At 56.2% G+C, this 14,876-nt stretch carries 12 protein-coding genes, 1 tRNA gene and 1 pseudogene; 10 read left to right on the top strand and 4 right to left on the bottom strand.

What is annotated here, in order from left to right; all coding sequences use genetic code 11:
* Nucleotides 1-81: 81 nt before the first annotated feature.
* Nucleotides 82-525, bottom strand: coding sequence for a type II toxin-antitoxin system RatA family toxin (locus AB3U87_RS03880; RefSeq protein WP_253460278.1), 444 nt, complete (start codon nucleotides 523-525; stop codon nucleotides 82-84).
* A 302-nt stretch (nucleotides 526-827) separates the two neighbouring features.
* On the opposite strand from AB3U87_RS03880, the gene AB3U87_RS03875 reads away from it, so the two are divergent.
* The 3 genes from AB3U87_RS03875 (at nucleotide 828) to AB3U87_RS03865 (ending at nucleotide 2,947) form a co-directional block, all read left to right on the top strand.
* A complete protein-coding gene (locus AB3U87_RS03875; protein WP_253460281.1) occupies nucleotides 828-1,190 on the top strand; it encodes a type II toxin-antitoxin system RelE/ParE family toxin in 363 nt (120 codons plus the stop codon).
* Nucleotides 1,178-1,477 (top strand): helix-turn-helix domain-containing protein, encoded by a 300-nt coding sequence (locus tag AB3U87_RS03870; RefSeq protein WP_253460284.1) that lies wholly within the window; start codon nucleotides 1,178-1,180, stop codon nucleotides 1,475-1,477. Before AB3U87_RS03875 ends, AB3U87_RS03870 begins: the two co-directional genes overlap by 13 nt.
* A gap of 237 nt (nucleotides 1,478-1,714) precedes the next feature.
* On the top strand, nucleotides 1,715-2,947 hold the full coding sequence (locus tag AB3U87_RS03865) for an MFS transporter (protein WP_394148448.1): 1,233 nt from the start codon (nucleotides 1,715-1,717) through the stop codon (nucleotides 2,945-2,947).
* A 198-nt stretch (nucleotides 2,948-3,145) separates the two neighbouring features.
* On the opposite strand, the gene xylE is transcribed toward AB3U87_RS03865, so the two are convergent.
* Complete coding sequence (gene xylE / locus AB3U87_RS03860; RefSeq protein ID WP_253460290.1) at nucleotides 3,146-4,636, bottom strand: D-xylose transporter XylE; 1,491 nt, start codon at nucleotides 4,634-4,636, stop codon at nucleotides 3,146-3,148.
* A gap of 360 nt (nucleotides 4,637-4,996) precedes the next feature.
* Between xylE and xylA the strand changes: the two genes are divergently transcribed.
* From xylA to AB3U87_RS03840, 4 genes are all read left to right on the top strand, one after another.
* Entirely contained in the window at nucleotides 4,997-6,316 is a 1,320-nt protein-coding gene (gene xylA, locus AB3U87_RS03855; RefSeq protein WP_394148446.1) for a xylose isomerase, read from the top strand.
* A 33-nt stretch (nucleotides 6,317-6,349) separates the two neighbouring features.
* Complete coding sequence (xylB, locus tag AB3U87_RS03850) at nucleotides 6,350-7,801, top strand: xylulokinase (RefSeq protein WP_394148444.1); 1,452 nt, start codon at nucleotides 6,350-6,352, stop codon at nucleotides 7,799-7,801.
* A 217-nt stretch (nucleotides 7,802-8,018) separates the two neighbouring features.
* Complete coding sequence (locus AB3U87_RS03845; RefSeq protein WP_301251031.1) at nucleotides 8,019-9,215, top strand: XylR family transcriptional regulator; 1,197 nt, start codon at nucleotides 8,019-8,021, stop codon at nucleotides 9,213-9,215.
* A gap of 72 nt (nucleotides 9,216-9,287) precedes the next feature.
* Nucleotides 9,288-11,081 carry a DNA/RNA non-specific endonuclease gene (locus AB3U87_RS03840; RefSeq protein ID WP_301251030.1) on the top strand — a complete coding sequence of 598 codons (1,794 nt, stop codon included), beginning with the start codon at nucleotides 9,288-9,290 and terminating at the stop codon, nucleotides 11,079-11,081.
* Between the two features lie 70 nt (nucleotides 11,082-11,151).
* Here AB3U87_RS03840 and AB3U87_RS03835 read toward each other — a convergent pair whose 3' ends face one another.
* On the bottom strand, nucleotides 11,152-11,712 hold the full coding sequence (locus tag AB3U87_RS03835) for a TetR/AcrR family transcriptional regulator (RefSeq protein WP_394148565.1): 561 nt from the start codon (nucleotides 11,710-11,712) through the stop codon (nucleotides 11,152-11,154).
* A 258-nt stretch (nucleotides 11,713-11,970) separates the two neighbouring features.
* Here AB3U87_RS03835 and AB3U87_RS03830 point away from each other — a divergent pair, with 258 nt between their 5' ends.
* Nucleotides 11,971-12,753, top strand: a complete 783-nt coding sequence (locus AB3U87_RS03830; protein ID WP_394148442.1) for an SDR family NAD(P)-dependent oxidoreductase — start codon at nucleotides 11,971-11,973, stop codon at nucleotides 12,751-12,753.
* A gap of 189 nt (nucleotides 12,754-12,942) precedes the next feature.
* Complete coding sequence (locus AB3U87_RS03825; RefSeq protein ID WP_394148563.1) at nucleotides 12,943-13,977, top strand: NADP-dependent oxidoreductase; 1,035 nt, start codon at nucleotides 12,943-12,945, stop codon at nucleotides 13,975-13,977.
* A gap of 104 nt (nucleotides 13,978-14,081) precedes the next feature.
* On the opposite strand, the gene AB3U87_RS03820 is transcribed toward AB3U87_RS03825, so the two are convergent.
* A tRNA-Asn gene (locus tag AB3U87_RS03820) sits at nucleotides 14,082-14,157 on the bottom strand.
* Nucleotides 14,158-14,447: 290 nt separating this feature from the next.
* Here AB3U87_RS03820 and AB3U87_RS03815 point away from each other — a divergent pair.
* A pseudogene (locus AB3U87_RS03815) lies at nucleotides 14,448-14,822 on the top strand (Gfo/Idh/MocA family protein); the annotation flags it as partial.
* Between the last annotated feature and the right edge of the window lie 54 nt (nucleotides 14,823-14,876).

Raw genomic sequence — 14,876 nt, 5'->3', positions numbered from 1 at the left:
AGCGTATCGGAAAGATAAGGATAGTCAGAATTGGGAAAAAGGGGCGCGGCAGTTTGCAGGCGCAGATGCCGTATCCTGGCTTCAGGCGTGCGAATAAATTTCCTCCGCCCGCTGAATAAATACGCCCGGCAGCATTCTGACCATCAGGCTGAAAAAAGGGGCGAGGGTCAATCGCAGCAGGCCGTTAGCGAAGCGATATTTCACCGCGAAAGTCACGGTACAGGTTTTTTCTCCTGTAGCCTCAAAAAACCAGTCGCCCTCAAACTGCGACAGAAAGGAACCGCTTACCAGCCGCAGATGCAGCGAGGAGGGGGGATGGAAAGTGGCGCGGGTTGTCAGGCTAAGTTCAGGAAACTGCTGAAAGCGCAAACCGATGCGCACCATTTTTGCTTCCGGTTGGCTGGCAAGGATCTCGACCTGCCGACACCAGGGCAAGAAGTCGGGATAAGCGGCGACGTCGGCGACAAGGTTATACATCTGGCTCTGGCTGAAATTAACCTGAATGCGTTTTTCAAAAGTTGTCATCTTAACCCTTAGCCTGTTTGGCATCGCGCGCAGCCAACATAGCCGCTGCTCAAGGCTAATAAGTTACTTTCTAACGCTTATTGATCGGCCGCAAAAGAATTCGTTACAGGCAGAAAACTGCGCTTTCCGAGGCGCAGTTTTGCGAGCGGCGCTGCATTCACACTGCAAGCAAGGCATACGTGCACGCTTTCTCAGGAAAGCGCTTCTGGTTTTAGCAAACAGGCAGCGGCATCTTACAAAAAAAGCCGTCATTATAGTTTTACACCTATATAGGTCTGGAGCTATATTAACGGAGGCCGCATATGTGGTTGCTCAAAACAACGGACAGGTTTGACTGGTGGTTCAGCACGCTTCAGGATCACGAACGGGCAGCCGTGCTGGGTTCGCTGCTGGTACTGCGCGCAAGAGGGCCGGAGCTGCCACGTCCCAGGGCCGACAGCATTCAGGGTTCGCGCTACAGCAATATGAAAGAGCTTCGCGTGCAGTGCCGTGGCAAACCGATACGGATCTTTTTCGCTTTTGACCCACAGAGAACCGGCGTGCTGCTTTGCGCAGGCGGCAAAACAGGCAATGAAAAACGTTTTTATCGCGTGATGATCCCGATAGCCGATCGGGAGTTTACTGACTATCTGAACAGGACCAGAGGTAACGTATGCGTACATTAGAACAGATGCTGGCGGAAGAAGCACCGCATGTCGTGGCAGAAGCGGAAAAGCTGGCCGCAGAGATACAGCTGGATATTCAGCTTGCTGAACTGCGTGAGCGGGTGCAGAAAACCCAGAGCGAGATGGCGCAGGCGCTGGGGGTAAAACAGCCTACCGTGGCGGGCATGGAAAAGCCGGGGCGCGATATCAAACTTTCCACGCTAAAACGCTATATCGAAGCGGCGGGCGGCAAGCTGCAGTTGAATATTGAGCTGCCGGACGGCTCGCACTATGGATTCAAGGTGTAAAAGCGCAGGCAAAAGGGCATAGGCAACGGGCCAGCCAGCCGTTATTATTTCACCCTCTTTTTTTCAGGGTTAAAGGCAAAAGCAGGGAGGCGATAGCTGGCGGCATGAGCAGAAAAATTACAGGGCGCGCGGCGTCAAACCACAGCCCGTATCAAGGCTGCGCACGGGGAGGCGGGGATCGCACCAGTCCCTGCCTGAGCCGAAATCGCTCTCAAGGCGGTGCGCAGGGAGGCAGGTTTGAACGCTAAAGCCGCACTCCCGCACCGACAACATGCGTTCCGCTATGCGCCGTTCAGAAATCTTTTTCTGGCCCGTTTCCTTACGGTGCTGGGCAACAGCATTGCGCCCGTTGCGCTGGCTTTCGCCGTGCTGGATATGGGCGGATCCGCAGCGGATTTGGGGCTGGTGGTGGCGGCGCGCTCCATTTTCAACGTTGCCTTTCTGCTGTTCGGCGGCGTGCTGGCGGATCGCTATTCGCGCAGCCTGGTGCTTTTTTCCTCCTCCGCCGTGGCTGCTTTGTCGCAGGGCGTGGTGGCATGGCTGGTGCTGGAAGGGATGGCGACTATCCCGCTGCTGGTTCTGCTCGGCACGGTGAACGGCGCAGCGGCCGGTATTGCGCTGCCTGCCTCCTCAGCGCTTGTACCGCAAACCGTCCCCTCGCCAACGCTGCGTCAGGCTAACGCCTTTATTCAGGTCGGCATCTATATCGGGACGGTGTTTGGCGCGTCGTTCGGCGGCGTGTTGACCAGCGCGGTTGGGCCGGGCTGGGGGCTTGCCGTTGATGCGCTGGGGTTCGCTGCCGCCGCGCCGCTCTATCGGTGCATCCGGATTAGCTATCAGCCTGTCGATGCGCCGGGTAATCTCTGGCTGGATCTGCGCGACGGCTGGCGCGAGTTTACGGCGCGCGCCTGGGTCTGGGCGGTGGTAGTGCAGTTTGCAGTGGTGAACGCCGCTTTTACCGGCATGGTAATGGTGTTAGGGCCGGTGATCGCCGATGCCTCTTTTGGCCGCACCCGCTGGGGCATGATGATTGCCGCGCAAAGCATCGGACTGATCCTCGGCTCGTGCGTCGCGCTGCGCTGGCGACCGCAGCGCGCGATGTTTATCGGCGTCATGCTGGTGGCGCTTTGTGCCGTTCCTGTTTTGCAGCTGGCGACCGGCGCGACGGCGCTGGCACTGATGGGCGGGTTTTGCCTGGCGGGCGCAGGATTCGGGCAGTTTGGCGTGGTCTGGGCGCATGCGCTACAAACGCATATTCCCCGTGACAGGCTGGCGCGCGTTTACGCTTATGACGCTATGGGGTCTTTTGTTGCTATTCCCGTAGGCGAGCTGGCCGCCGGGCCGCTGGCGATCCGCTACGGCAATAGCGCCGTGCTGCTGTGTTGCGCTGCTGCCGTGGTTATCGCTACCGTTGCAACCAGCCTGGTTCCGGCAATAAGGCAGCTGAAAAGTAATGCATCGGTTAAATAGCAGCCGATGCCTGTGCCTTTGACAAAACGCCGGTAAGAAAAACCACAGACCCGTTGTAAATGGGCTGCACCCTAAAAGTTGGTCACCCAACTGAGTAAGGTGCAGTTTTTTATGGCAAAGCTGATATTTTTTTAGCCAGGGCTGGCTGTCGTAATCACTCCGCCCGGGAAGATGGGCCGCCTCCCGTGCACGAACCGGTCAGTCCGCCAGTTTCTCACTCAGTCCGGCTGAAGCGGGTTTTTTCCATTGGGATTCCAGCTCTTCCAGCGATTTGCCTTTGGTTTCCGGCACGAACTTCCACATAAACAGCGCCGCCAGCAGCCCCATCACGCCATACAGCCAGTAGGCGAAACCGTTGTTGAAATGCGCATTGAGCGTGCTGTTTTTATCCATCATCGGGAAGGTCCAGGAAACCAGATAGTTTGCCACCCACTGCGCCGCCACGGCCAGCGACATCGCTTTACTGCGGATGCGGTTGGGGAAAATTTCCGCCAGCAGCACCCAGCAGACCGGCCCCCACGAGATGGCAAAGGACGCCACGTAAAACAGCATTGCGCCCAGCGCCACCACGCCGGACATTTTGCTGTAGAAAGCGGTGCCGAGCGTAAACATGCCGATCGCCATGCCCAGCGCGCCGATAATTTGCAGCGGCTTACGGCCAAAATTATCCACCGTCATAATGGCAATAGTGGTAAAAATTAAATTAATGACGCCCACAATGATAGTTTGTAACAGAGCGACATCCGTACTGGAGCCAACAGAGCGAAAGACCTCCGGCGCATAATATAAAACCACATTAATACCAACGAACTGCTGAAAAACGGAAAGCATAATGCCAATAACAATGACGCCAGCGCCAAAAGAAAACAGCGGAGCGCTTTTGCTGGTACGGGTATTAACCGACTGTAAAATATTCTGTAGCTCTTTCTGGCTTTGCGCTTTACCAAAAAGCTTCTCCAGAATGGCGGCGGCTTTATCATTCATACCTTTGGCTGCCAGCCAGCGCGGACTTTCCGGGACGGCAAACAATAAAATGAAAAATAATAAAGAAGGAATGGCGCCGGAAAGAAACATTAGCCGCCATCCCATCGTATCCAGCCAGTCGGCATTGCCGGACAGCGCAATGCTGTAATTCACGCAATAAACTAACAGCTGCCCTAAAATAATAGCGAACTGATTACAGGCAACCATACGGCCACGAATTTTCGCCGGCGTAATTTCCGCGATATACATAGGGGAAACCATAGAGGCCAGGCCTACGCCAATCCCGCCGACGATACGGTAGATCACAAATTCGCTGAGATAGCCCGACAGGTAATAAGGCACGCCGCTGTCAGTACCGACGGCGCGGTGGCCGATTTCAGGGAAAGCTGAACCCAGCGCCGATAAAAAGAACAGCACGGCAGCCACCAGCAGCGTTTTCTTTCTGCCAAAGCGGGCGCTTAACGGGCCGCCCAGCACGCCGCCGATAATACAGCCGATCAGCGCGCTGGCGACGCAAAAGCCCAGCAGGGAATTGGCCGCCGACTCGCTTAATCCTCTGGGCGAAATAAAAACTTTATCCAGGGAGGAAACGGTGCCGGAGATCACCGCCGTATCATAACCAAATAATAACCCGCCTAATGTTGCCACCAGCGTGACAGAGATTATATAACGATTGTTGGCCTTCATCTCGGATGCTATTGCCATAACAAACCTCTTGGGTAGAAAGAAACAGGATAAAACACGTTTATATTTGGAGGTAAGACGGATGCTTTTTATAAACTTTCACGCGTTTATTTTTTGAACTCCCAATGTCGCGAGGTAAACATAATCTCCCTGACTCGCCAAAGAAATTACAATTTTTTGTAATCGCTATGCCCGTTTTGCTTTTTATGAGAGGGATCACGGGTGTCTTCGTTCACGCCGGTAGCAACTTTGTGACTAAGGTCATGGTTGGGATATTACAGCGCCGCTTTGTGAAATTTTATAATTGAGTGTCGCGCTTTGTTGTTTGCATAGTGATGGGGTTCCCGCTAATTCCTGAACATATCTTTAAGGATAATGACCATGGCAGACTATTTCGATCGTATTACCAAAATTGCTTATGAAGGCAGCGACAGCCAGAACGATCTGGCCTTTCATTTTTATAATCCGGATGAAGTCATTCTGGGTAAAACCATGAAAGAACACCTGCGGTTTGCCGCCTGCTACTGGCACACTTTCTGCTGGGCCGGCACCGATATGTTCGGCACGGGCGCTTTCGATCGGCCCTGGTTTAAGGGCGGTGACGAGCTGGAACAGGCGAAAGCGAAAGCGGATATCGCCTTTGAGTTTTTCGATAAGCTCAACGTGCCGTTTTACTGCTTTCACGATGCCGACGTGGCGCCTCAGGGCCACTCCGTCAAAGACTACCTGCATAACTTTGCGGTGATGACGGATATCCTGGCGGAAAAACAGCAGCAGACCGGGGTGAAATTGCTGTGGGGCACGGCGAACTGTTTTACCCATCCACGCTACGGTGCGGGCGCGGCGACCAGCCCGGACCCGGAAATCTTTGCCTGGGCCGCTTTGCAGGTTAATGCGGCAATGGCCGCCACGCAAAAGCTGGGCGGTGAAAATTATGTGTTGTGGGGCGGTCGTGAAGGGTATGAAACCCTGTTAAATACCGATCTTAAACAGGAACGTGCGCAGATTGGCCGGTTTATGCAGATGGTGGTGGAGAACAAGCACCGCATCGGTTTTACCGGCACTTTGCTCATCGAGCCAAAGCCGCAGGAGCCAACCAAACACCAGTATGATTATGATGTGGCAACCGTTTATGGCTTCCTGAAGGAGTTCGGGCTGGAAAACGAAATCAAGGTCAACGTAGAGGCTAACCACGCGACGCTGGCCGGGCACTCCTTCCAGCATGAAATTGCCACAGCGGCAGCGCTGGGCATTTTTGGCTCTGTGGATGCCAATCGGGGTGATTTGCAGCTGGGCTGGGATACCGATCAGTTCCCGAACAGCGTGGAGGAAAACGCGCTGATTATGTATGAGATCCTGAAAGCGGGCGGCTTCACCACCGGCGGACTGAATTTCGATGCCAAAGTTCGTCGGCAGAGCACCGATCCTTACGATCTGTTCTACGGCCATATTGGCGGGATGGATGTGATGGCACAGGGCCTGCGGATTGCCGCTCGTCTGATCGAAGAAGGACGGCTTGAACAGGCTCGCGAAGCACGCTACGCGGGCTGGAAGGGCCCGCTGGGCCAGGACATTCTTGCCGGGAAATACTCTTTGCAGGAGCTGGCGCGCTATACGGAAAAATCAGCGTTCTTTCCGGAACACCGCAGCGGCCATCAGGAGCGGCTGGAAAATATTGTCAACCAGGCGCTCTACCGCTAGTGTCTTTTAGCCTCACGCCAGAGGAAGCGACGCATGTATATAGGAATCGATCTGGGTACGTCCGGCGTAAAAGCCGTATTGCTGGACGAAAACAACGCGGTATTAGCCAGCCACACGGAGAAGCTGACCGTCTCACGGCCGTATCCTTTGTGGTCGGAGCAGGATCCGCAGGCATGGTGGCAGGCCACCGATCGGGTGATGCTGGCGCTGGCCGCACAGCGGTCGCTGAAGGCGGTTCGGGCTGTCGGGCTGACCGGGCAAATGCACGGCGCCGTGCTGATGGGACGACAGCATGAGGTACTGCGGCCCGCTATTTTGTGGAATGACGGCCGCAGCGCGCGGGCCTGCCAGCAGCTGGAGGCAAGCGTGCCGGATGCGCGAAAGATCACGGGCAATCTGATGATGCCGGGCTTCACCGCGCCAAAGCTGCTATGGGTAAAAGAGCATGAGCCGGCGATCTTTAATCAGATAGCGCATGTTCTGCTGCCGAAGGATTATCTACGTTGGCGGATGACCGGCGATTTCGCCAGCGATATGTCCGACGCGGCGGGCACGATGTGGCTGGATGTCGGCAAGCGCGTCTGGAGCGATAAGCTGCTGGCCGCCTGTGGACTGACGCGCGACCAGATGCCGACGCTGTTTGAAGGCAACGAAGTCACGGGACAGATAACCGCAGAGCTGAGTCAGCGCTGGTCGCTGCCCTCTGAGCTGCCGGTGGTGGCGGGCGGGGGAGATAACGCCGCCGGCGCGATTGGTGCCGGGATCTGGCAGCCGGGCCAGGCGATGCTGTCGCTGGGCACTTCCGGCGTCTGTTTTGCGGTCAGCGAGCGCTTTCTCAGCAATCCCGACCAGGCGGTGCACAGCTTCTGCCATGCGTTGCCCGACACCTGGCACCTGATGTCGGTGATGCTCAGCGCCGCTTCCTGTCTGGACTGGGCGGCGCGGCTGACCGGGCAGCCTTCGGTAGCGGCGCTACTGGCGCTGGCCGAAAAGGCGCAACCGGGAGATAAATCGCCCTGTTTTCTGCCTTATCTGTCCGGTGAGCGCACGCCGCATAATAATCCTGATGCTACCGGCGTGTTCTGGGGCTTCACCCATCAGCACGGTCCGGAAGATCTGGCGATGGCGGTGCTGGAAGGCGTCAGCCTGGGGCTGGCGGAAGGAATGGCCGCGCTACAGGCGACGGGCGTCAGGCCGGCGGCCGTCACGCTGATTGGCGGCGGGGCGCGCAGCGCGTTCTGGCGGCAGCTGCTGGCCGATATCTCCGGCGTAACCATGGAATACCGCACGGGCGGCGATGTCGGCCCGGCGCTGGGTGCCGCCAGGCTTGCCCGCATGAGCTGTCATCCGGGCGTTTCGCCAGCGGAGCTGTTGCCGGTGCTGCCGCTGGAGTCCCACTATACGCCCCGTGCCGATCGCCATGACTTCTACCGCCAGCGACAAAGGCTGTTCAGCGCGCTTTATCAACAAACCGCCTCGCTTTAAGGCGCGGCCACAGTTTATCGACAAGCCTGGCGTTCTGGCAGCAACGCCACCGCTTTGCGTTAAGCGGCAGTCAGCGGCTTCTTCGCGGTAACGGGAGGAAGCCGCGCCGCATTTTTTTGATCGCCCGAGCAGACCTGACGGTTGCTCCCCCCAATCCCTTGTCTTTACAAAAAAACTCTTCATATTGAAGCGGTCGCTTTAGTTTCAGGGTCTGAATATGAAGAAAAATGAGGCTCCCGCCAGGCACGCCAGGATTTCGCTGCTGTTCAACGCTAACAAAGCCTATGACCGCCAGATCATTGAGGGGATAGGCGAGTATTTTTACGCCTCGCAGTGCGACTGGGATATCTATATAGAAGAAGATTTCAGCGTTCATCACCTGAACGAGAACATTCTTTCCGGCAGCGGTATTATTGCGGACTTTGACGACGCGCAGCTGGCCGCACAGCTTAGCCAGATCGCTATGCCTGTTGTGGGCGTGGGCGGCTCCTACAGTAATCGGGAAGACTATCCCGGCGTCAGCTATGTCGCCACGGACAACGAGGCGCTGGTGGCTGCGGCTTTGCATCATCTTACCGAGAAAGGCATTGAGCGCTTCGCTTTTTTCGGCCTGCCCGCCGAGGCAGGAAAACGCTGGGCGCAGGAGCGGGCCGCGGCGTTCCGGCGTTTGACCTGCGATATGGCCTTTCCCGGCATGCTTTATGAAGGCATGGTCACGGACAGCAACACCTGGGAAACGGCCCAGCAGAAGCTGGCCGAATGGCTGCATTCGCTGCCCGCCCATACCGGCATCGTCGCCGTCACGGATGCCCGCGCCAGGCACATCCTGCAAACCTGTGAGCATATCGGCATTGCGGTGCCGGAAAGCCTGTGCGTGATCGGCATTGATAATGAAGAATTAACTCGATATCTGTCGCGAATTTCGCTCTCTTCGGTAGTGCAGGGCACGCGCAGAATGGGATTCGAAGCGGCCAGGCTGCTGGACAATCTGCTTTCAGGCCGTCGCGTAAGTAGCGAACCGGTGATAATCGCCCCGGAAAGCGTAATTGCCCGGCAGTCTACCGATTACCGATCGATTATCGACGCTATGGTGGTGAAGGCGATGGGGTTTATCCGTAAAAACGCCTGCCGGGGCGCCACCGTTGAACAGGTTCTGGAAGCGGTCGGCACCTCTCGTTCCAATCTGGATAAAAAATTTATGACCGAGCTGGGCACCACGATCCATAAGGTGATCCAGGATGAGAAATTTGCCAGAGCGAAGGAGCTGCTGGAAACCACCTCGCTGCCGGTGGCCGAAATCAGCCGTCTGTGCGGTTACAGCACGCCGCAATATTTTTGCACCGTTTCACGGCAAAACCTGGCTATGACGCCGATAAAATATCGCAGCAGCCGGAACGGCATGACGAGGGCGTAACAGCGTAGCGCTTGTTCCGTCACAGGCAGCAGCTATGGTTAAAAGGCACATATCCCTGGCATGGAGAGGCGAATGAAAATTAACGAGCTGATTGCTGCAAGACTGGCGCTGACCGCAGAGCAACGAGAACAAACCCGCGCGGCCCTGGCGCAGGGTGAGCAGGCCGAGCCGGATCGGCGACGCGCGCAGCGCTATGCTTTTCAGCAGCGAACCCGGCAGAGCCTGATTATTGGCGAGCGCGATCTGCTGCCGGTTTCTTTTTTGCAGCAGGGCCTGAGTTCGGCGCGGGCGGTAGGGCTGATCCGCAAAGACGGCATTCCTGAGGGCAGCGGCTTTCTGACCCACGGCGGCCTGTTTATCACCAACCATCACGTGCTGCCTGAACCGCCTGCTTCAGGCACGGTGACGGTACAGTTCGGCTTCCGTCAGAGCGAGACTGGCGAAATTAGCGACGGGCGGCTTTACACGCTGGATGCAGAGCGTTTCTGGCTGACCAGCCCGACAGAGGCGTTCGACTGCACGCTGATTGCGCTGGGCGAGGCCCTTAGCGGCAGCGGGGAAACGCCGTTGCCGCTGGCGCTTAACGATCGCAACGATAAACATGCGCTGGGTATCAGCCTGAACCTTATCCATCATCCGGGCGGCGCGCCACAGCAGCTCACGCTGCGTAATAATGCGCTGCTGGCGCGGCACGAGCAGTTTCTGCATTACGAAGCCGACAGCGAGGGCGGATCGTCCGGCGCGCCCGTGTTCAACGACGGCTGGCAGCTGGTGGCGCTGCACCACGGTGCCGTTGAGGACGGCGAAAAATGGGTTAATGAAGGCATACGCCTCAGCGCCTTAACCGACTGGCTGAAAGGCGAGCTGCCGCAGCTGTCCGCCGATATGCAGGCACAGCTGATGCAGGCGTTAACTTCGGACGCTACGCCGCTGCGTCCCGTCGCCAGCGCCGCCGCGCCGGAGAGCAATTATGGTAATCGTGATGGTTATCAGGCCGACTTTCTTGCCGGTACGCATATTGATATGGCGGAGATTATCGCTCCGCGCGCGGCGGAAGTCGCCCCATTGCGCGACGGCAGCAAAGGCGCAGAGGCCAGGCTCGACTATCAGCACTTTTCTCTGCTGATGAGCGGTGAGCGGCGGCTGGCCTTTTTTACCGCCACCAACATTGATGGCGCGAGCTATATCAATATCGATCGCGACAGCGGACAGCCTTCGCTGCTGCCGGAGGGCGACCGCTGGTATGAAGACAGCCGCATCGACAGCCGTTTCGTCACCGGTCAGGCGTTTTACAGCGAGTTCAGCCGCTGGTTCGATCGGGGCCATCTGACCCGCCGCAGCGATCCCACCTGGGGCAGCGCGGCCGAAGCGGTGCGCGCCAATAAAGATACTTTTCACTTTACCAACTGCTCACCGCAGCATTTCCGCTTTAATCAGAGTTTGCAGTACTGGCAGGGCGTTGAGCGCTACATCCTTGAGTCTGGCGTCCTGCAGTCAAAGCAGCGGATCAGCGTGCTGACCGGGCCGGTGCTTAACGAGCAAAGCAGGCAATATGCGGATTTAGCGGTGCCGCTGATGTTCTGGAAGGTCGTTTTGCGCATCGGGCCGCAGGGCAAGCCACAGGCTACGGCACTGCTGGTGAGCCAGGATAAATTGCTGGACGAACCGCGCCGCGTATTGCCGCAGGCGCAGCCGGAAGCGGTGCCCAATGTGGATGAATACCGGGTTGCCGTCAGCGCGCTGGAAACCCTGACCGGGCTTGATTTCAGCGCTTTCCGCGCCTGGGACAGCTGGCAGCCGGACGCGGCGCTGCTGGCGGAGCCGTTACCGGCGAAGCTGATTATGACGTGGCGGGATCTACTGTAGCTGATGCCACTTGCCGCAAGGGGAAGAGCAAAAAGCCCGCTGTAAAAGCGGGCTTTTTTAAATCGAAACCTTATTTCGCCTCGTCTTCCTGACCGAGAATACGCGAGCGGCTAACAGCCAGAATCTCATCGGCCAGAGCAGAATCATCAGGGCAGGCACGTGACAGCACCAGCGCGCCGACAAGCTGTGCAAGGGTAGTAAGCAGGTCGGCACGGGTTTCGGCGCTTGCCTGCTCTTCATGCGCTAAACGGGCCAGATGGTTTTCAATACCTGCCGCAAATACTGCCTTAATTGATTCAGGCTGACGCGCCGTATCGGCCGCCAGCGCCGAAATCGCACACCCTTTTCCCATCGCATCCCGATGCTGCCGTGACAGATAGTGTTCAACAAATTGTTCCCGACCGACGCCTGAAGCATTCTCGGCGGAGCGCGCAAAACCGCAGCCCAGCGCCTCTGCCATCAAATCAGCTTTGGAACCAAAGTGCTTGTAGAACCCACCGTGGGTTAAACCGGCGGCTGACATCAGCTCTGCAACGCCCACACCGTCGTAGCCCCGCTCGCGAAACAGCTCCGAAGCCGTTTCGACAATGCGCCTGCGGTTTTCACGAACCTGCTCTTTCGACACCTTCATCGGTTTACCCTTTCCACCTGTCATTTCCACGCTCAGTATACATTGATGACGATCGTAATCAAACTGATTGACTTTTTAGATTACGATCACCATCATTAATTTGCGTCATCGGACGTTCATTGGCAGGGGAAGCGCCAGCACCTGTTTCCCCCCTGTGGGCCTCGATGGCGCCGTTAACGCATAACCTTGCCAGCGCCCGATTCTGTCTGTATCGCCTGGCGCCGCTCTCATTTATTTTTTAACAGAGAAGAATAACTTATGACCCAATCGACAGTTCTTATTACCGGCGCTTCTACAGGGATTGGTGCTGTATACGCGGAACGGTTCGCCTCACGGGGCCACAACCTTGTGCTGGTCGCTCGCGACAAGACAAAACTGGATAGCCTTGCAGAACGTTTGCGTCATGAAAGGGGGATTTCCGTCGACGTTCTGCCTGCCGATCTCACCCAGGCAGAGGATTTAACGGCTGTCGAAGCTCGTCTGCGTGATGACGCGCGGATCGGTATTCTTATCAATAACGCGGGCGTCGGCCAGTCGGGTAACTTTATCGGCCAGCAGCCTGATGCGATCGAGCGGCTTATCGCGCTTAACATAACGGCGCTGACGCGACTGGCGAGGGCGGCAGCGGCACGCTTTGTTGAAGCTGGTGAAGGCGCGATCGTCAACATCGGCTCCGTTGTCGGCCTGGCCCCTGAATTTGGCATGTCGGTTTATGGCGCGACCAAAGCCTTTGTTCTCTTTTTATCGCAGGGGATGGATCACGAGCTCTCTTCCAAAGGCATTTACGTGCAGGCGGTGCTTCCTGCCGGAACCTATACGGAAATCTGGCAGCGGACAGGCATTGATACCCGCACTTTGCCCCAAATGATGGAAGTGGGCGAGCTGGTCGATGCCGCGCTGGTTGGCTTTGACCGTCGGGAACTTGTCACCATTCCGCCTTTACATAATGCGGCACGCTGGGATGCCCTTGATGCTACCCGTCAGGCTTTGATGGCGGATATCAGACAGGCGGAAGCGGCGGAGCGATATAAAGCGCTTTAGCCAAAGCGAGGGAGCCAGCAGGACGAGGCAATATCCCTTGAGTTTTCTTGTCGGCGCAGGGCCTTTCTCTTTTCACGGAAAAGCCGTGCGCCGGCGAAATTATCCGGCGAAGCCGAAATAGCCTTAGCTTGATAAGAAAGAATATTTTCGCAACCGGCCGTTGCAGGTAAATAATAAATGAATAAAACGATGAAAGCCTTCACGTTTAAACGCTATGGCAAACATCCTGAGCTGGGGTTCGAAAAAGTCGATTATCCAGCGATCAACGCCAATGAAATTCTGGTAAAAATTTACGCGGTGGGGCTGAACCCCATTGATAATATGATCCCCACTGGAATATTTAAGCCGGTTCTGCATTTTAAACTTCCGGGAGTATTGGGGAGCGACTTGTCTGGCGTAGTTATTGCGGTGGGCAAGCAGGTCACTCGCTTCAGGCCAGGCGATGAAGTTTTTGCCAGCCTGTTCGACAGTGGAACAGGCTCTCTTGCCGAATTTGCAGCCGTGCCTGAAAGTGCAGCCGCCTTAAAACCCGCAAATCTCGATTTCGTGCAGGCGGCGTCGCTGCCGATGGTAAGCCTCACGGCCTGGCAGGCGCTGACGGAGCGGGGCAGACTGCGGCCGGGCCAGAAGATTTTCATTCCGGCAGGCTCGGGAGGCATTGGCACCTTTGCTATCCAGCTGGCTAAGCACCTGGGCGCCACGACGGCCACGACTACCAGCACGGCTAACGTCGGGTGGGTTAGTCAGCTTGGCTCCGATAAAGTGATAGATTATAAACAAGAAAAGTTTGAAAACGTTTTAAGCAGCTACGATATCGTTCTGGGCACCCTCAAAGGCGATACGATTGAAAAATCCGTACAGATCCTTAAGCCTGGAGGACAGATTATTTCTCTTGTCGGGCCTTTAGATGCCGCCTTCGCACGGGACAGAGGGGTAAACTTTTTTCTGACTTTTGTGATGAAAATGATGAGCCGAAAAATCACGCGCCTCAGCAAAAAACGACGTCTGACCTATTCTTTTCTTTTTGTTCGCCCGGAGGGGGAGCAGCTGACCCAAATTGGCAAGCTAATAGAGGCTGAACAAATCAAACCAACGATCGACAAAGTGTTTTCCTTTGCTGAAACAAAGGAGGCGCTGGCCTGGCTTGGCCAGGGACATGCAAAAGGGAAGGTGGTGGTTACGATGCAGGCGCCTTCAGATATCGAGCCAGCGGCCGGCCGTTAAAGAATGAACAAGGGCAGCCGCCAGTCCATTCCCTTCGCGCAGAATACCTGACGGCACAAACGCAAAAAGCCCGCTTAAATTTCTTTAAGCGGGCTTCTCTAATCTGGCTCCTCTGACTGGACTCGAACCAGTGACATACGGATTAACAGTCCGCCGTTCTACCGACTGAACTACAGAGGAATTGTTGGAACGGGCGCATAATATCCAGAGGGCAGAGGGATGTCAAAGCCTGATTGCACCTTTTTAACCGGCTGCTGAATAAATCAGCATTTTGTTGAGATTTCCTCAGGTTAGAAGGTGTTCCTCATCTCTGTTCTTTGCGGAATGCTCCGCAGGTCTCTGACAAATGGCAACAAGCATAACAGCCGTTTACGTCAGAATAATTACGTTTATTTCATTTCGTGGTTGCCGCCTCTTATTTTGAAATATGCATTCCATGCACGCGCTTCGCTCACCGGCAAGGAACAAGAATGGAAAAGGTCAGAGTTGGACTGATTGGTAGCGGCTATATCGGACGCTGCCACGCAATTGCTTATGCACAGGTTTCCACCGTTTTTTCGTTAAAGGGGGGAAATGGTGGCGGAAGTGAACCTTGAGGTGGCGAAACCGCGGGCTGCATTGCTGGGGTTCAAACGGTCAACAGGCGACTGGCGTGAACGGGTTGCCGAGCCTGAGAGAGATGGGGTGGATATTTGCGCGCCCAACTGCCTGCACAAGGAGATGGCGCTGGAAGCGATTCGCCACGGTAAGCACGTCTTCTCAGAAAAACCGCTGGCGCTGATGTGGCTGATGCCGAAGAGATGACCCGGGCAGCAGAGGCGGCAGGAGTAAAAATGCTGGTGGGAGGGACAGGTAAAGCCACAATACCGGGTGAAATATGATCTTTACAGACGAGGGGC

This window comes from Erwinia plantamica, assembly GCF_043420595.1.
Classification (GTDB): Bacteria; Pseudomonadota; Gammaproteobacteria; order Enterobacterales; family Enterobacteriaceae; genus Erwinia; species Erwinia aeris.
This window is presented reverse-complemented; position numbering and strand designations above follow the sequence as displayed.